Origin of the sequence: Streptomyces monashensis (genome assembly GCF_001866665.1) — a bacterium.
GTDB classification, from domain to species: Bacteria; Actinomycetota; Actinomycetes; order Streptomycetales; family Streptomycetaceae; genus Streptomyces; species Streptomyces monashensis.
The window spans coordinates 85,904-102,875 of sequence record NZ_MLYO01000049.1; the positions used below are offsets into that span (position 1 = coordinate 85,904).

General features: G+C 70.9%; 16 protein-coding genes and 3 pseudogenes. 7 read left to right on the forward strand and 12 right to left on the reverse strand.

Going from position 1 to position 16,972, the window contains the following annotated elements; all coding sequences use genetic code 11:
- Positions 1 to 13 precede the first annotated feature (13 nt).
- Together BIV23_RS49725 and BIV23_RS28030 are read right to left on the reverse strand one after the other, a co-directional pair.
- On the reverse strand, positions 14 to 445 hold the full coding sequence (locus BIV23_RS49725; protein ID WP_143079123.1) for a hypothetical protein: 432 nt from the start codon (positions 443 to 445) through the stop codon (positions 14 to 16).
- Between the two features lie 72 nt (positions 446 to 517).
- On the reverse strand, positions 518 to 1,144 hold the full coding sequence (locus BIV23_RS28030) for a class I SAM-dependent methyltransferase (protein ID WP_071383758.1): 627 nt from the start codon (positions 1,142 to 1,144) through the stop codon (positions 518 to 520).
- 986 nt (positions 1,145 to 2,130) lie between these two features.
- Here BIV23_RS28030 and BIV23_RS28035 point away from each other — a divergent pair.
- Entirely contained in the window at positions 2,131 to 2,550 is a 420-nt protein-coding gene (locus BIV23_RS28035) for a ribonuclease domain-containing protein (protein ID WP_079173419.1), read from the forward strand.
- A gap of 382 nt (positions 2,551 to 2,932) precedes the next feature.
- Here BIV23_RS28035 and BIV23_RS28040 read toward each other — a convergent pair whose 3' ends face one another.
- Positions 2,933 to 3,616 (reverse strand): class I SAM-dependent methyltransferase, encoded by a 684-nt coding sequence (locus tag BIV23_RS28040; RefSeq protein WP_071383759.1) that lies wholly within the window; start codon positions 3,614 to 3,616, stop codon positions 2,933 to 2,935.
- Between the two features lie 417 nt (positions 3,617 to 4,033).
- Between BIV23_RS28040 and BIV23_RS52275 the strand changes: the two genes are divergently transcribed.
- From BIV23_RS52275 to BIV23_RS28055, 4 genes and pseudogenes are all read left to right on the forward strand, one after another.
- A complete protein-coding gene (locus tag BIV23_RS52275) occupies positions 4,034 to 4,441 on the forward strand; it encodes a metal ABC transporter permease (RefSeq protein ID WP_071383760.1) in 408 nt (135 codons plus the stop codon).
- A 389-nt stretch (positions 4,442 to 4,830) separates the two neighbouring features.
- Positions 4,831 to 4,973 (forward strand): annotated as a pseudogene (locus tag BIV23_RS28050) (50S ribosomal protein L32); the annotation flags it as partial.
- Positions 4,974 to 4,980: 7 nt separating this feature from the next.
- Positions 4,981 to 5,076 (forward strand): annotated as a pseudogene (locus BIV23_RS54055) (GTP-binding protein); the annotation flags it as partial.
- 340 nt (positions 5,077 to 5,416) lie between these two features.
- The gene (locus BIV23_RS28055; RefSeq protein ID WP_071383761.1) at positions 5,417 to 6,286 is read left to right on the forward strand and encodes a trypsin-like serine peptidase; all 870 of its coding nucleotides are present in this window, start codon (positions 5,417 to 5,419) and stop codon (positions 6,284 to 6,286) included.
- Positions 6,287 to 6,299: 13 nt separating this feature from the next.
- Here the strand turns inward: BIV23_RS28055 and BIV23_RS52280 are convergent.
- Positions 6,300 to 6,491, reverse strand: a pseudogene (locus tag BIV23_RS52280) (NADP-dependent oxidoreductase); the annotation flags it as partial.
- Positions 6,492 to 6,887: 396 nt separating this feature from the next.
- On the opposite strand from BIV23_RS52280, the gene BIV23_RS28065 reads away from it, so the two are divergent.
- A complete protein-coding gene (locus tag BIV23_RS28065; protein ID WP_218161882.1) occupies positions 6,888 to 7,505 on the forward strand; it encodes a hypothetical protein in 618 nt (205 codons plus the stop codon).
- Here the strand turns inward: BIV23_RS28065 and BIV23_RS50560 are convergent.
- A complete protein-coding gene (locus BIV23_RS50560) occupies positions 7,483 to 7,647 on the reverse strand; it encodes a hypothetical protein (protein ID WP_177240060.1) in 165 nt (54 codons plus the stop codon). The genes BIV23_RS28065 and BIV23_RS50560 overlap by 23 nt on opposite strands.
- Positions 7,648 to 7,954: 307 nt before the next feature.
- On the opposite strand from BIV23_RS50560, the gene BIV23_RS28070 reads away from it, so the two are divergent.
- A complete protein-coding gene (locus tag BIV23_RS28070) occupies positions 7,955 to 8,581 on the forward strand; it encodes a class I SAM-dependent methyltransferase (RefSeq protein ID WP_071383764.1) in 627 nt (208 codons plus the stop codon).
- A 209-nt stretch (positions 8,582 to 8,790) separates the two neighbouring features.
- Here the strand turns inward: BIV23_RS28070 and BIV23_RS28075 are convergent, their stop codons facing one another.
- The 7 genes from BIV23_RS28075 to BIV23_RS28105 are packed head-to-tail and all read right to left on the reverse strand — an operon-like array spanning position 8,791 to position 16,854.
- Positions 8,791 to 10,647, reverse strand: a complete 1,857-nt coding sequence (locus tag BIV23_RS28075) for a carbamoyltransferase family protein (RefSeq protein ID WP_218161883.1) — start codon at positions 10,645 to 10,647, stop codon at positions 8,791 to 8,793.
- Position 10,648: 1 nt separating this feature from the next.
- A complete protein-coding gene (locus BIV23_RS28080) occupies positions 10,649 to 10,849 on the reverse strand; it encodes a hypothetical protein (RefSeq protein ID WP_071383765.1) in 201 nt (66 codons plus the stop codon).
- A 17-nt stretch (positions 10,850 to 10,866) separates the two neighbouring features.
- A complete protein-coding gene (locus tag BIV23_RS28085) occupies positions 10,867 to 11,784 on the reverse strand; it encodes an SGNH/GDSL hydrolase family protein (protein WP_245790673.1) in 918 nt (305 codons plus the stop codon).
- Positions 11,785 to 11,824: 40 nt separating this feature from the next.
- On the reverse strand, positions 11,825 to 12,760 hold the full coding sequence (locus BIV23_RS28090) for an NAD(P)/FAD-dependent oxidoreductase (RefSeq protein ID WP_071383766.1): 936 nt from the start codon (positions 12,758 to 12,760) through the stop codon (positions 11,825 to 11,827).
- A gap of 3 nt (positions 12,761 to 12,763) precedes the next feature.
- The gene (locus tag BIV23_RS28095; RefSeq protein ID WP_245790674.1) at positions 12,764 to 14,038 is read right to left on the reverse strand and encodes an MFS transporter; all 1,275 of its coding nucleotides are present in this window, start codon (positions 14,036 to 14,038) and stop codon (positions 12,764 to 12,766) included.
- Positions 14,031 to 14,933, reverse strand: coding sequence for a phytanoyl-CoA dioxygenase family protein (locus BIV23_RS28100; protein WP_079173420.1), 903 nt, complete (start codon positions 14,931 to 14,933; stop codon positions 14,031 to 14,033). The genes BIV23_RS28095 and BIV23_RS28100 overlap by 8 nt, the downstream gene beginning before the upstream one ends.
- Positions 14,934 to 14,970: 37 nt before the next feature.
- Positions 14,971 to 16,854, reverse strand: coding sequence for a carbamoyltransferase C-terminal domain-containing protein (locus tag BIV23_RS28105; RefSeq protein WP_245790675.1), 1,884 nt, complete (start codon positions 16,852 to 16,854; stop codon positions 14,971 to 14,973).
- Positions 16,855 to 16,972: the final 118 nt, after the last annotated feature.

Sequence of the window (16,972 nt, forward strand, 5' to 3'; positions counted from 1 at the left end):
GCCCGCGGCGCCACTACCGCACCGGCGCTGTCGGACCGGAGGGGGCGCGTTCGCTGGGGGCGCTCTCCTCGCCTACGCCGCGACCGGCCGGATCCCCTTCGGCAGTGGCGCTGCCGATGCCCTCACACACCCGCAGCGACGACGCGCAGCCCACCATCGACGAATGGGTGAACGCCCCAGTGCCGGCCACGCGATCGGAGAAGGCGGCCGCCCAGCGCCTGGCCAACGTGATCGTGACTTTCACCCCGAGGCGCAGACCATGTTCGTCACCTTCCACGACGACAGCAACTGGACCGACATCGTCCGCAGCCTCATGTTCGGCAGCTGCTCCGAAGCCCGACAAGACTTCCCCAACGACACCACCCGGCCCTACGGCTGTACCGTCGTCGTCGACCGCGAATCCATGGCCGGCCCAGTCATCGCCGGTTTCCGCGACGTCACCCACATCGACAGCTGCCGCGTACAGTCCCCTCAGGCATCGATCACGTCTATGCCCTCTTCCTTCAGCCTACCGCTGTCATTCCAGAGAGCGTCGAGCCCAGAACAGGACGTGACCGCTGTCACCCTCGGGCACGAACTCCTCGTGGACCACGTCAAAACCGGCCTGCACGAGCCATGCGCGGTTGGTTTCGGCGTCGGCGTGGCTCCACCACATCGCGGCCCCACCACCGAGCCAGTTCTCATCGGTCCCGGTCCAAGCACGATGCCCGGTGGTGCTCAGGAACCAACCCCCCGGCCGCAGCCAAGAAGCGATCCGCTGCAGCAGGGTCGGCTGTTCCTCCACCGGAACATGGATCAGGGTATACAGGCAGACGACGGCGTCGAAGCTGCCTTGAGGGAGCTCCAACATCGTGGCATCAACCCGGATGAAGTCGGCGCAAGGCACAAGCTCCCGGGCTCTGCGGATCTGGACCTCGCTGATGTCGACGCCCGTCACGCGGTGGCCCGCCACCACCAGCGACCGTGCTACGGGAACACCGTTGCCGCACCCGATATCCAGGACAGTGCCCGCATCAGGGAGCCGACCGAGCAACTCCTCGATCCACGACCCGTACTTCGACTCGCCGCCAAACGCCCACTCATAGCGCTCCGAAAGCACGTCATACCCGCGCCGGACCAATTCCTTCGGATCTCCAACGTCCACGCTCGCACGCTACGACGCGCCCACCAGGAACGCGACCGCATTTCGTCCGGATCCGTGGCCGATCCTCCGCCCAGATGCGATGTGCCGTCGCATGGTGATCCTAGGCCGTGTTGCCGGGTGCCATGCCGCTGCCACCGGCGGAACAGGCCATAGACCCGACCCCACGGCCCGTACTCGACAGACACGTCCTGCCACGGGACACCCGTCCGGACCTGGAACGTATGCCGTCGATCAGCTGCCGTCGCGACCAGCCGGCCGCGTCACGAACCTGCCCGGACAGCACACCTAGAGGGCAATCCCTCTCAGCACGCCCGCTCCGGTCCGGCTGCTACGGGTGTGCACGACGTGGCGCCCGATGAGATCCCGCTGTCCGGCGTCCGCAAGTGAGCGACGGGATTGGGCGGCCGGCTACGACCTCGGCCTCGGTGCTGGTGGGCCGCGTCGCTCGCTGCATGAATCCGGCGGCCAGCAGCTTGTTCAGGAACCATGCGCAGTTCGGCCCGGTCGCCCAATCGCTCCCGCGCGACCCCGGCGAACCCTCGCGACATCCCCGACCAGACATTCAACGAACTGTTTACGGCTCTGCCCTCACACACGGCGACCGCGCGCTGGTCGCCTTCTGCATCTCGGCCGGCCCGCGCGCCTCGGAACCCCTCGGCGTCAGCCGGGACCAGGTGAGCCCCGGCGGCCAGACGACCGGCGGCATCGTCGGCTGTCAGGTTTCCGGGATCGGTCATGATCCAGCCGAAGAGGCGGCGGGACCGTGGAGCCGGGCGGTGCACTGGTGGCGCTGAGGTGGCGGCCTTGCACGGGCGGAGACAGTGGCGGACGCAAAACCCAAAGGACACCCGTGGTTCCCGCGAAAGAGAGAACCCCTTAACAGGTCTGCATTACAAGGTAGTTGCCCATCGGCCGCCACCGATGGCGCATCCAGCCGTTGCGTGCAAAACTGTCATGCTCATGAAATTCATCCCTCGGAGGGTATCTTGCTGACTCTGCGACGTCCCCACCTGCCCTGGGCCAAGCGGTCCGCGGTGCTGATCGCCGCCATCGCATCCGTGCTCAGCGTGTCCGCCGTCAACAGCCCTGCCGCGAACGCGGCGGTATACAGCTCCTGCAGCATCGACGGATGCTCCGACGCAGCCTCGGCCAACTCGACCTGGTCCGACCTCGGATATCCGACCACCCGGGGCTGGGTCGACTGGCCGAACGGCCAGTGCAGCTACGCGGGCGGCGAGTACTACAACAACGACGGGCAGTTGCCCTCCGGCGACACCTTCTACGAGTACGACGTCTACCCGCGCACCTGCGGCGCCCACCGCGACGCGTACCGAATCGTGGTCGACTCCGACACCGGCGCGGTCTGGTACTCGCCCGACCACTACTCCGACTTCTACCAGCTCTGACACTTCACCAGGACATCAACGATCCGCGTCCTGCGGCCTGCTGGTGAGTGCGGTGAGCTGTTGCCCTGTCAGGGGCGGTTCGCCCAGGACCGCCCCTCCCACATGGAGCCGTCGCGGTTCAGGATCCGCCATGTGAAGATCGATGGCCAGGGTGACGTGGTGAGAGTCCGAGGCGGCGGTTCGCACCAGCTCAGTTTCGATGTGCTGCATGATTGTTCGGGGTGCGGCAACGCCATCAACCAGGTGATCGTTGGGCTGGCCAGCCAGGATCGAGCCCAGGCGTCGGTATGGAAGGGAGGGGTCCATCTGCCATGCGAGTACCTCCCGGTGGAGCGGTCATCGCGTCTGCCCAGCTGCCGGGCCTCCTGCGAGCCGAGGGGGCTCAGCGCAGTCGGCGTACGCGCAGGACCAGATCGTCGGCATGGTGCGCGCCGGCGCCACCACCCGGTGCCACACGTGGCCGTTGCTCGTCCACCTCTGTCTCCCAGTCGTCGTTGAGCAGATCGGCAATCATCGAAGGCCAGACGTAATCAGCCGGGTCGAAGCCGCTGTCGTTCGCGTGCTGGACGTCCATTCCCGCGTGGTGCACGAGCAGCAGCACGCCGCCGGGTGCGACGGCCGCGAGCAGCGCTCGCTCGGCCGCGGCGTCGGGGGTGCGCAGCAAGGCCGGGTACTGCGCGGAGACCAGGTCGAAGGAGGCTGGCGGGAGCACCGCATCGGTGAGCGCGGCGTGTACCCAGTGAACAGCGACGCCGGTGTCCCGGGCGTGCCCGGCCGCACGTTCCAGCGCCACGCCCGAGACCTCGAGCGCGGTCACGTCCCAGCCGCGGCGCGCGAGCCAGACGGCGTCCGCGCCCTCGCCGCAGCCGACGTCGAGCGCTCGCCCAGGTGTGAGCCCGGCGACCTCGGCCACGAGCGCACCGTTGGGCCGGCCGCTCCACAACTGTTGTCGGCTTGTGTACCGGTTGTCCCACTCCGCCTGGAGCGCAGGGTCTCCGACGTAGCCGTCGGCAGGCGGGGGAATATCTGACGCGGGCGGCGATCCTGCTGCGATGTTGTCGGTCACGGGCCCAGCGTCGCCCACCACGTCTCGGCCTGCCACTGCTGTTGCCGGTCCGGCAAAACGGCGTCCAAAGGGCGTCGTATGCGTCCGACGGGCACCTCGACTTGTCCAACTCTGCTCCGTCCGCTTGCGGTGGCCGGACGAGGGGGCAACGAAGCGAAGCAGCAGGGCGATCCAGCCAACGTGGACGCTGTCGACGCCCCACGCCTGCGGCTGCAGCGCGCGGCATCGTGAAGCGCTCCGGGAGCCTCCATCAGACCCGGAGCGCCTCACTTCGCCTCGTACCCAAGCTGGCAAGAAGAGTCTGGTCAGCTCGGCGGTGTGAGGCTCCGCGTGGGGTCCGTACATGTCCCAGATCACCGCCGCCACTGCCGAATCGAACGCCAGGTCACCCCCTGTCTGTCGGCGCCGGTCTTCTTCATGACGTCCATCGCCTTCGCCAGGTGGCCGTATGACCGTCCTGCCGACGCCTCCCCGCTGTCGCAGCCGTTCTTCCAGCACGCCTTCCCCGCCGGGACCGCCATCGCCGTCGCCTCCGGCCTGGTCGGCTACGTCCTCGTCCTGCGCGCCCAGGTCTTCACCGGCGACGCACTCAGCCACGGCGCCTGCACCGGCGCGATGGCCGCTCTGGTTCGCGGCGCCGACCTCCGCCTGGGCCTGTTCGCCGCACCCATCGCGAGGGCGCTCCTCTTTGGCGCCTTCGGCCGCCGGGCGCAGCCCGACGACGTGGTCATCGGAAGTGTCTTCTCCTGGACCCTGGGCCTGGGCGCCTTCTTCATCACCCTCTACATGACCTCCCGCTGCACCACCAATGGCACCCGGGGGTGAGCGTGCTGTTCGGCTCCGTCTTCGGCATCCCCCCCGGCAGCGCCGTGGCCGCCGCGCTGGTGGCCGCCGGGGGCGGCCTGCTGGTGGTCCTCATCGCGCCGCCGCTGCTGTTCACCGCGCTCGACGAGAGCGTGGCGGCAGTCTGCGGGGTACCCGTCCGCCTGCTCAGCTACGGCTTCCTCGCCCGACCGCCCCTACCAGGCACTCGCCCTCTCCGCTGCGCTGGCGGTACAGGAGATGCGGGCAGGGTTGTTCACCTCGTACTCGGTGCCGAGGACGCCGCCGAGCTTCGCCATCATGACCGTCCCCACGGCCGTCTACGCCGCGACTTTCCTGATACGACGGCCCGCCTCCGACCCCCGAACTACGGTGAACGGCTCTTCCCTTGCCGCCCCGGCCCCGCCCACCGCCGCGCCCGGTGGAAGGCGGCCACGCCGACGCTCGTGCCGTCACCGTCGACGGCGTCCAGCACCTGGTGCCGCAGCGGCTGGTGAAGGCGTACGAGCGCGGGCTGCCGCGCCCCGAGGGCTGATCCTTCAATGGCTTCCGACCGACTGCCCGTCACCGTCCTGTCCGGCTTCCTCGGCGCGGGCAAGACCACCCTCCTCAACCACGTCCTCCGTCCTGCACGCGGCGCTGACCGGCTGCCTCATGGCCAGCAGGGAGAGCCTCCCGCCCATGGATCCGTTCCCCGCCCGGGACACCTGCGGCATCGACGACACCTGCGAGCGCGAGCATCCCGAACTCCTGACGGGCGCCTGAAACCCCCGATCCGGCAGACCGCCATGGGAACGCGCTCCCGCCGGCTCCGTTAGGAGCTGGTTGTGCCGCGCATCCGGGTGTCGTACAAACCGGACGTGTACGGCGTATCCCGCACACGCGTGACCACAGATGGCCCATCCGGATGGTGGATTGTGACGGGATCCTCCCGGTGAAGCACCTCCCGAAATCCGGACCCGCGTCGATAATGACCTTGTGCGCTCACTAGTCAGGAACTCCATACTGCCCCTGACCCTGGTCATCCTCGGGGCAGCCGCGGTGGTGGGCGACGCTGCAGAGGAAACCCATACGGCCAAGAGCAGCGCGCGCAGCGGTTTCGGCAAGTCCGGCGAGCCCGGTCAGTCCCCACAGGGCCAGGACCAGGACATCTCCGCGACGGCCCCGGCCAAGGACGGCAGCGCGTACACCCCCCGTAGGACCGAGGAGAACGCCCGGGTCGGCGCGGTCTTCGAGAAGGACGACCAGGGCGCCCACTTCTGCACGGCGAGCGTGGTGCGGAGTCCCGGCCGGAACATGCTGATCACCGCGGCCCACTGCGCCTTCGACGCCGACTCCGGACAGCCACTGAACGACCTGGTCTTCGCCCCCGGCTACCGCAACGGCAATAAACCCCTCGGCCTGTGGAAGGTCAGCAAGGTGGTCGTCGACGACCGCTGGGCCAGGTCGCAGGACGAGGACCTCGACTTCGCCTTCCTCGTCCTCGACCAGAAGGACGGCAAGGACATCCAGGACCTTCTGGGCGGCAACACCCTCGGCATAAACCGCGGCTTCGACAACAAGGTCAAGATCACCGGCTATCCCACCAGCCGTGACACCCCGATCTCGTGCCAGAACCACACCACGAAGTTCAGCGACACCCAGTTGCGCATCCAGTGCGCCGGTCTCGAGGACGGGACCAGCGGCAGCCCCTGGCTCGCCGACTACGACCCCAAGAACCACACCGGCACTCTCATCGGCGTCCTGGGCGGTCACGAGGGCGGCGGCGACCAGGACGATGTCTCCTACGCCGCGTACTTCGACGACGACATCGCCAAGCTCTACCGACGCGCCCAGGACGCGTACTGAGCCCAGTCCATCCGCTCCCGGTGCCGATCACCCGGGCACCGAACGGGACGGCGATCTGGACCCCGAGCGAGCCGACACCGCCCGCCGCGGCGCGGATCAGTACGGTCTCGCCCTTGCCGAGGCCCACCCGCTTGATGCTCTGGCAGGCGGTGAGCCCCGCCGGCGGCGCCCCCGGCGCCTGCTCCCAGGTGAGCGCGGCCCGCTTCCTGCCAGGTCTTCTGCGGTCTACGCGGCCCGCCCGCCGACGAGCCGCCCAGCAGGTCCTCACCCAGCGGCATGCCCTCCGGCAGACGAGCGGTACCGCCGACAGGCCCGGCCCCTCACTCCCCTTTGGGTTCTGGCAGGATGACGGTGATTGTGCGTGACCCGCAGGCTCGCGGCTGCGGGCGTACGGGACGCATGCAGCCCCGGAAGACCGTCAGCCACCGGTGAGCGCCCCGGCGCACGTCACGGCCCGGCCCTGTCCGAGAATGATCGTCGACACGGTTATGACGGTCGGATGGGGGATGCGTTGACGACAGGTACGAAGCGGGACGGGAGGAAGCGGGCGGACGGTCTGGCATATCCACGCCGCCCGGTGCTGACCGCATTGTCGGTTCCGGTGGCCGCGCTGCTCCTCCTTGTCGGTGGGGTATTGGGGCCGCTGCGCTGGATGCTGGTGCCCTCGATCGTGCTGTGTCTGGTCGGCGTGGTCTGGCTGCTGGTCGCGGTGATCTCGTTGTCTCCTTCCGCCGTGCTGCGGAGGGTTGCCCTGGCGCTGATGTTCGCGCCGATGATCGCCACGCCGCTCTGCGCCATGCAGGCGTCCCAAGCCCTGGTCCTGCAGTCTCGAGGCGTATCCCGCCCGGCCGCTGTCACACGGATCGAGGTCCACCACGGGAAGTCGACCACGTACGACTGCACGGTCCGATACGACGGTTCTGCCACGCCGGTCACCGATACCGTCTCATGCGACGCAGGAGACCGGGTCGGCGAACACGTCCTGGTGGTGCGGGACCCCGGAGGGCTGGTCGATCCGGAATTCGACTGGCAGGTCAGTGCCGCCCGGGTCGATGTCGTGTTTGCCGTCATGTCAGAGATCGCCTTGATGGCCATCTCCGTGCTGGCCGTCGCGGTCGGCGCCGTCATTCACCTCGTCCGCCGTCGGCGTGCGGGCACCGGCCGCCCCGACGGCACAGACACTCAGACCCTCCGGCTCAGGCGCTCGGCAGCCAGTTGAAGTGTCTCTTCTCCCGGCTCTCGTAGAGCGCACAGACGGTGGCCCGGCCGAGTGCGAAGAAGCCCAGAGTGCCGCTGATGGCCGCCGCTGTGTGGACGCCCGAGCTGACCGCGGGCGTGCTGCCGCGTTCGTACCAGGACATTGTCGAGGTGCTTGCGGACGCGGTGCGTCCGATGCGGGCGCATCACATCTGTGCCGCGCCGGGTCTGTCCAGGGGCACAGCAAGGTGGAAGGTTCCCGGTCGAAGCTGCATTGGCCGGTCGAGCGGGCCGGCTGACGGAGGCCCCGGGACGTGATCGCCTTCGTCGGGCAGAGGCTCGGGCAGACGGCCTGACAGCGGCCCCTACGGCCCAGATGCCCTCAGCGGCACAAACGGCTGCTGCCCGCCAACGTCGTCGAAGAACCCGACGCGCCCGGGTGGATTCCCGACGTGCGGCTACGATCGGACGGTGATCCAGAGCGCGCACCTGGCCGGTGTCTTCGACGATCTGGCCGACAGCTATGACCACGGGCACCACGAGGAGATCGCGCGGGCGCTGATCTCCTGGGTGACCCCGGGGGTGGACGACGCCGTCGCGGATGTGGCCTGCGGTGCGGGAGCCGTCGCCCTTCAGCTCGCGCGGAACCGGCCCGCCTCCGCCGCACCCGTCCTGGCCGTCGACCTGTCCCCCGGCATGGTCGCCGTCGGCCGTGCCCGCGCCATCGAGCTGGAGTGTGCCCCGGCGGTCGACTGGCGTGTCGGCGACGCCGTACCGCTGCCGGTCCCCGATCAGTCGCTCGACGTCGTGTTCTGCGCCTCCTCGCTGCATTTCCTGGGCGTCCGGGCCGTGGCCGACTGGCGGCGCGCGCTGCGTCCGGGCGGCCGGGTGGGCTTCTCGCTGCCGCTGGCCACGCACTTCCGTCCGTCACAACGCTTCGTCGAACTCCTCGCGCGCGATGTGCCGTTGCCCGGCAGTGCGCAGGAGGCCAGTGCCTGGGCCGAGTCCCGCGGATTCACCGGGGCCGCGTCCCGGGTGCTGGTCCTCGGCACGCGTCGTGTGGTGGTGACGTCGGCAACCTGCCAGGGCCAGCGGTGAGCTCGTACGCGGCTTCGGGCGTGGCGCATCAGCCGTCCGCGCGATCTCCGGCCCGCGCGCCCGGTCGAGCACCGGCCGGGCGGTCCAGATAGGTCGCGCGGTCGCTGTGCCACGCGCGCCGCAGTGGGTCCCGTACCGCCCGGGCGCACAGCCCCGCTGGAGTGATCACTGCGAAGTACAGTACGGCCAGGCCGAGTTGGAGCAGTCGTTCAGTCGCTCGGGATCGTTGCACGCCAGTCCCCCTCCTCGCGCCATGCGGGCTGGTCGCGCTTGTCCAGGAGACGGTCGCCGAGGACGAGGAGATCGATCCGGGTGCGCATGAAGCAGGCGTACGCCTCCGCCGGGTCACGCACGATCGGCTCCCCACGGACGTTGAAGGACGTGTTCACCAGCACCGGGCAACCCGTGCGGTCCCGGAAGGCGGTGAGCAGCGCGTGGAAGCGGGGGTTGTGCTCCGCGGTCACCGTCTGCACCCGGGCCGAGCCGTCCACGTGGGTGACGGCCGGGACGGTCGAGCGCGCCACGCGCAGCAGGTCCAGGCCGGCGGCGCTCTCGGCCTCGGCTCCGCACTCCCGGCGCCGGGCCGCGGCGACCTGCGCCGTCAGCAGCATGTAGGGACTCTCCTGCGACAGGTCGAACCAGTCCTTGGCGTCCTCGGCGAGCACAGCGGGGGCGAACGGGCGGAAGGACTCGCGGAACTTGGTCTTGAGGTTGAGGGTGGACTGCATGGCGGGATCGCGCGGGTCGGCGAGGATCGACCGGTTGCCCAGCGCCCGCGGGCCGAACTCCATCCGCCCCTGGAACCAGCCCACCACCCGGCCCTGCGCCAGCTGCGCCGCGACCCGCTCGACCAGTTCCCGTTCCGGGAGCCGTACGGCGGGGTATCCGCCGCGGTTCAGGAACCCCTCGATCTCGCCGTCGGTGTAGCCGGGCCCGAGCAGCGCGCCCGCCATGGCGTCCGTGCCGTGCCGCACATGAGTGCGGGGTGCGCCCCGGCGGTGCGACTCGGCCAGGGCCGCACCGAGCGCCCCGCCCGCGTCGCCGGCCGCCGGCTGGACCCAGATCTCGTCGCAGACACCGTCGGCGAGCAGACGGCCGTTGGCCACGCAGTTGAGCGCGACCCCGCCGGCCAGGCACAGCCGTCGTTCGCCGGTACGGCGCAGGGCGGTTCGGGCCAGGCGCAGCATGACCTCCTGGGTGACCTGCTGCACGGAGGCCGCCAGGTCGAACTCCCTTTCCGTGAGCGGGCCTTCGGGTGTCCGGCGGGGCCCGTCGAAGAGTTCCTCGAAGGCCCGGCCGACCATGGTCCGCCCGTACTGGAAGGTGAAGTACCGCAGGTCGAGGCGGAACGAGCCGTCGGGCTTGATGTCGATCAGCCGCTGCCGTATCAGCGGTGCGTAGCGCGGGATGCCGTAGGGGGCGAGGCCCATCAGTTTGTACTCGCCCGAGTCGACCTTGAAGCCGCAGAAATAGGTGAACGCGGAGTACAGCATGCCGAGCGAGTGTGGGAAGCGCAGTTCCGCGAACGGGACGAGGCTGGTGTCCCGGCCGTGCCACAGGGATGTCGTCGCCCACTCCCCCACCCCGTCGACGCAGAGCACCGCGGCGGAGGGGTACGGGCTCGGGTAGAAGGCAGACGCCGCGTGCGAGGCGTGATGCCGGTACGCCACCAGCGACGGGAGCTTCCGTCCGGGCGCCAGCTCGGCCAGCCGCGCCCGTACGTCGTCCAGGGCCCGGCGCTTCCAGCCGGCCCACTGCGGGAACGCCCGCCGGAACACGGGGTAGCCGTGCGGGGCGGTCGCGAGCCAAGTGGCCAGGACGCGGCGGAACTTCAGCGCCGGGTCCTCGTAGAACGCCACGGCCGCCAGCTCGTCGAGGCGCAGTCCGCTCTGGCGCAGGCAGTATGCGACGGCGTGGGCGGGGAAGCCGGGGTCGTGGCGACGCCGGGTGAACCGCTCCTCCTGGGCCGCCGCGAGCGGGACACCGTCCGCCACCAGGGCGGCCGCGCTGTCGTGGTAGTAGGCGGAGATGCCCAGGACCGGGCCGTCGCCCATGCCGGTGCTCATGTCAGAACAGGGGGTAGACGGAGTCGTCGTCCTCGGGCTGCGGGCGCAGCCGGGACGGGGGCGACGGCGGGTCGGCAGGCTGGTCCGGTGGTGCGGCGGGGGGCTCCGGGTGTGGGCCGCTCCGGTGCCGGAGCCAGGTGGTGAGGCGGCGGACGGCCGATGCGGGTGCCCCGCCGCCGTCCCCGCTCGTCGGGTCGCTCATCGATGGGCTCCTCATCCTCATGCCAGGTCGAGGTGGTGCGCGAGCTGCCGTGCCACCAGGTCGTAGCCGAGGTCGGTGCCGTGGACACGGTCGATGAACAGCCAGTCCTCGGGTGCCGCGGCCTCACCGAGCGCCACGTTCATGTCCAGGAAGGGCACGCCGAGCCGGGCGCATCCCGCGGCCAGCCGGTCGGCGTAGGCGCGACCGACCGCCATGGTGGAGATGTCGTTGTGGAACCGGCGGAAGTTGGAGACCTCGTCCAGTTCGTCGAAGAGCAGCTTCTCGCGGGGCAGCGGTTCTTCGCGCACCCAGGGGGCGAGCGACTGGAGGACGAAGGCCAGCCGGGCGCCGAGGCCGTCGGCGAGCGTCTTCCACCCGGCGAGATGACGGATGGTCAACTCTGACGCGTGGGCGACGCGTTGCTCGGGCGGCGGTACGGCCTCGGGGGCGGGCCCGCAGTCGAAGAAGGCGCCGTGCCGGCCCTGCTTGTCCTCGGGCAGCCGGCTCAGTACCAGGTTGTTGACGCCCGAGAGCAGCACGATGTCCTCAAGAGGCGGGAGTTCGTGCTGGAAGAGGGTGAACAGCAGAAGTTCCTGGGCCGAGTTGTGGCTCTGGCCTGACAGGTTGAGCCAGGGCAGGCGGGGTGCGTGGGCGGTCCACAGGCGTGCGGTGATCGTGGCCGCGTCGCCGGTGGCGCCCACGCCGAAGACCGCGGAGCTGCCCGCGAGCAGCCGCGCCGGGCCGTCGGGGCGGTCGTCGCCGACCGTGGCCCGCAGCCCGCCGGGGCCCGGGGTGACCCGGAAGCCGTGCCGGTCGGTGGTGTAGACGGGGGTCTTCTCGTTGCCGTACTGGAAGTAGCCCAGGTACGGCTGGTCCTCCAGGACGAAGGTGTAGTGCTCCATGTGCGGGGCGAACTCGGCGCGGGGTGACGTCATCGCGGAGGGGCTCCCTGGTGTGGACGGGGTGGACGGGTGCTCAGCGGGCCGGCGTCGGGGGCGGCGGCTCGGGCAGGGAGCCGGGGCGGTCCTCGCGGATCAGGTCCGCGTTGATGGCCATGGCGGCCAGTCCGCCGCTGGCGGCGGCCATCGCTGCCTGCTGCATGTTCCGGCCCAGGTCGCCGGCGACGTAGAGGCGGGGCAGGCTGGTGCGGCCGCGGTCGTCGGTCTGTACGGACTCCAGGTCCGGCGCCTCCAGCCAGGGCCGCAGCGGGGCCACCCGGGGCTCGATGTCCAGGTGCAGGAACAGCGCCCCGTAGGGGACGGTCCCGCCGTCGGCGAAGACGACCTCGACGCCCTCGGGGTGCGGCCTCAACTCGCGTACACCGTCGGGGAGGACGGGCACTCCGGCGGCGTTGAGCCGGTCCTGTTCGTCCTGGGGCAGCGTGCGTCGGTCGGTGAGATAGGTGATGTCGTCGGACCACACGGTCAGGGTCGCGGCGAGGCACTCGCTGGGCACGCCGCCGCCGTAGACGGCGAAGCGGCGTTCGCGGACCTCCCAGCCGTGGCAGTACGGGCACTCGAAGACGGCCGTGCCCCACAGGTCCGCCAGTCCCGGGACCGGGGGCAGCAGCGAGCGGACCCCGGCGGCGTACAGCAGGGTGCGGGCGCGGACGGTGCCGGACTCCTTGGTGGTGACGACCACGTGGTCGCCGCCGGACTCGGCGGAGACGACATCGTCGTCGCGGAACGTGACGTCGTAGGAGGCGAGTTGGGCGCGGGACCTGGCCCGGAAGTCGGCGATGGCGGCGCCGTCGTTGGTGAGGACGTTGTGCATGACGCCCGCGGCCATGTTACGGGCGTCGCCGGAGTCGACCAGCAGCACGCGGCGGCGTGAACGGCCCAGGTACAGCGCGCCGTTGAGGCCCGCCGGGCCGCCGCCGACGATCACCGTGTCATAGAGCTGAGTGTCCAATGGTCATCCCTTTTCGTGCGGTGGGGCGGGGGGTTCGTCGTGCAGCGGGGCGAGCAGGAGCAGGGCGCCGAGGGCCAGGACGCTTCCGCACACCACGAACACCGCGGGCACGGTGAGCGCGGCGGCGAGCAGGCCGCCCAGGGTCGCGCCGACGGGCATGCCGCCCCAGGAGCACAGCCGGGACACGCTCATCACCCGGCCCTGGAGGTCCTCCGGGGTGAGCCGTTGGCGCAGGGACATCACCGGGATGTTCCAGCCCATCATGAGGACGCCGTTGGCGGCGAGCGCGAGCGCGGCCAGGGCGGGGTGGCGGGCCAGGCCGAGGGTGACGTAGGCGGCGCCGGAGCCGGCCAGGGACCAGCGGCCCAGCCGTACGGTGGGCAGCCGGTCGGCGGCTCGGGGTGCCAGCCAGCTGCCGGTGACGGCGCCCACCGAGCCTGCGGCGAGCAGCAGTCCGTAGCCGGTCTGGCTCAGCCGCAGGGTGCGCTCGCTGAGCAGGACCAGCATCGAGAAGGTCGCCGAGAACACCAGGCCGTACAGGGCGCTCGCGGCCAGGGTGAGGCGGAGGGTGCGGTGTCCGAGGACGAAGCGCAGGCCCTGGCGGATGTCGCGGAGCACCCCGTCGCGGGCGCCGGGCGGTGCCGGTTCAGGGGGTGCGGGCTCGGGACCGGTGCGGGCGAGCGGGGCGAGGCCCAGGAGCAGTAGCGCGGCCAGTGCGTACAGGGTGCCGCCGGTGGCGAGCGCGGCCGCGGCGGTCAGTCCGGCGAGCAGGCCCGCGACGGGCGGTCCGACCATCTCGTTGAGCACGATCTGGGCCGCCGACAGCCGTCCGTTGGCGCGTTCCAGATGCCGTTCCTCGACCAGCCTCGGCAGCATCGCGGGCGCCGCGGTGTCGGCGAGGGTCTCGGCGATGCCGAGGAGGAAGGCCAGCCCGTAGAGCAGGGGCAGTGCGCGGTCGGTGGCGAGGACGAGGGCCGCGCCGAGCAGGGCCGCGCCACGGACCACGTTGCTGCCGAGGACGATTCGTCGTCGGTCGAAGCGGTCGGCGAGGACTCCGGCCGGGAGCGCGAACAGCAGCCAGGGCAGCATGTTGACGGTGGTCAGTCCGGCGACCGCCGCGGGGTCGGGGTGGTGGGCGACGACCAGCAGCGGCAGCAGCGTGCGGGTGATGCCGTCGCCCGCGTTGGAAGCAGCCGTGGACGCCCACAGCCACCGAAAGGGACGGCCCAGGTCCGTTCTTCGGCTGTGGGACAGGACGGGGCGGGTGGTGCTAGCCAAGAACGCTCCCCTCGGCCCAGGTCCGCAGGCCCAGGAGGCGTTCGCCGAGTCCGGTCAGCGTCGCAGGGCCGTACAGGTCGGCCTCGGCCTTGCGGATTCCGCCCTCGGGCGGATGCGGCGGGACACGGTCGCGCCAGAACCGCACCCGGGCCTCCCTCAGGTCGGCGTGGTCCTCCCAGGCGGGTGCCATGGTCAGGTACTGGGCCATGCGCACCCGGGATGCGGAGACGTTGGGGTGCACGCCGTGCGGCAGCAGACTGTTGAAGACGATGAGGTCGCCGGGTGCCACCTCCGGGGTGGTGATCGTGTGGCCGGTGGTGTCCGGGGTGAACGGATCGCGGTCGGCGGGCTGCCCGCTCACCCATTTCTCCCACTCCGTGAAGATCTCCGGGACACACTGGAAGCCGCCGATCTCCTCGTCGCCGTGGGTCAGCGAGAGCACCGCCTGGCAGCTGACGGGCAGCGGTTCGGTGGAGGTGTCCACGTCCCAGTGGATGAATCCGTCGAAGGCACGGGGCCCCCGGTTGGGCGGGTTGACGTTGGCGAAGTCGATGGTGACCCACAGGTCGGCGCGGTCCCAGATGTCGGCGAAGGCGTCGTAGACCCGCGGGGTCTGCCGTACGTCCCACTGCGCCTGGTGGTTGTACATCTCGACCAGTCCGCTGTGGCCCGGCAGCCGTTCGTTCCCGGTGTGCGGGGAGGTCCAGGTGGCGGGGTCTTCGGGGCGCATGTCGAGGAAGGAGCACAGGCCCTCGGTGAGGGCGGCGACGGTGTCCGGCGCCACGGCCTGACGGACGATCACATAGCCTCGGGTGATCCAGTGTTCCCAGTCCGCGGGAGACAGGACGCGCAGGGGTTCCCTCTTGTGGATGTCTCGGAGTTGGGTGGCTGCCACGGACACTCTCCAGGGTGCTGTGCGGGGTCGGGGTGGTTCACTCGGCGATCAGGCGGCGTTCGGGCAGGGCCACGGCGTCCAGTTCGGTCTCGGCGAGCAACTCCAGTGCCTCGTCGACGTGGTTGAGGATGGGTCGGCCGCCGCCGTTGGCACTGGTGTTGATGAGTACGGGCAACCGGGTGCGGGCGGCGACCGCGTGGCACAGCCGGTGCAGCAGGGGCTGGGTGTCGGGCCGTACGGTCTGCAGGCGGGCGGTGCCGTCGATATGCCGTGCCTCGGCGAGCTGCCGGGCCCGGTCGGGCCGTACCCGTACGGCGAACAGCATGGTCTCGGTGTGGTCCAGCGGGCCGGTGAAGTACTGGTCGGCGACCTCCTCCGGGCAGATGGGGGCGACGGGCCGGAACCACTCCCGCTGTTTGATGGTCTCGGAGACGTACTGGCGGGCGCCGAGCCAGTGGGCGGAGACCAGCAGCGAGCGGTGTCCGAGGGCCCGCGGGCCGGTCTCCAGGCCGCCCTCCAGCCACGCCACGCACCGCTGTTCGGCGAGGAGTTCGGCGACGGCCTCGACGAACTCCTCGTCGCCGTCCGCGCGGCGCAGGGACAGTCCGAGGCCGCGCAGGCGCGCCGCGAGGCCGTCGGCAGGGGAGGTGGCATCGCGGTCGAGTGGGTCCAGGCCCTGCAGGGACGGTCCGGCGTAGGCCAGGTTCGCCCAGGCCGAGCGGCTGATCAGGGCGGGCCGGTCTGCGGGGTCGGCGACGGCGAGCGCCGCGCCGAGGGCGATCCCCGAGTCGTCGCAGCAGGTGGGGACGGACACGCGGGTGAACTGGCCGCACTCGGCGAGCCTGCTGTTGGCGGTGATGTTGAGCGCGCAGCCGCCCGCGTAGCAGAGCGTGGCGTAGCTGGGGAAGCGCCGGCTGAGTCCGATGACGAGCCGGGTGAGGTCCCGTTCCACGGCGGTCTGGAGGGTGGCCGCCAGATCCCGGCAGACACGGTCGTCCGGCGAGGTGCCGATCGCCGTGGTGGTGCCGTCGGCGGTGCGGATCTCGTCGGGGAAGACCGAGCCGAAGGAGTGCACGACGTCGTCGTCGGAGGAGTCGGCGAGGCCCGCGTCCAGATAGCCGCCGCTGTCCGGGTCGTACTCCCACCAGGTGTCGGTGTAGCGCAGCGCCGTGCCGGTCAGGCGGTTCTCGTCCAACGGCTCGTACAGATCCGGGGAGGCGCGCCGGGTGGACTGCGGGACGAGCATGGCGCGCAGGACGGGAAGCAGCGTGGCGTCGGTCTCACCGGTGGCGGTCAGTCCGAGGAGTTTGCCGGTATCGAACTGGCTGCCGTGGATGCGCCGGGCGAGCGCCTCGTAGACCAGGCCGAAGCGGGGGCCGGTGCGGTTGGTGAAGGACTGTACGGGCGTGAGCCGGTCACCGTCGCCGAGGCAGACCATGCCGCACTCGGCGTAGTTGCCCGTGCCGTCCAGGGCCAGCACCAGGGCCTTGCGGGCGCCGGAGGTGTAGTAGGCGAGGGCGGCGTGGGCGTAGTGGTGGCGTACGGCGGTCAGGGTGACGTCGTCGAAGCCCTTGGCCAGCGGCCAGTCCAGGGGTTTGATCACGCGGGTCACGGCGTCCGCCAGGCCGGTGCCTCCGGGCGCCGTCCAGCGGGCGTCCTCACCGACGAGTTCGACCAGCGCCGGGGGCAGCACCTGGCAGCGCGGTGTGTACCAGTCGGCCACCGCGATACGGGTCACCGGGCTCGCGGCCCGTGCGCGCAGTTCGGCCAGCCATGCGGCGGCGGCCTGCGGGAAGTCGCCGTTGCCGCCGCACACATGGCGGAATCCCAGGCGGCGCTCGGCCTCGATGACACGGTAGCCGCCCGCGTCGGTGAGCGCGGCGCCCGCGTCGTGGCCGAAGTGCATGCCGATCGTTGCCATGGAACCAGTCACCCTTCCTGGGCCCGGACCTCACGTCGCGGGGCCGGATCGTGGATCGGCGGCCCGCCACGCGTGCGGGCGGGCCGTTGCGGGGGGGGTGCCTCTATGTCTTTCGTCA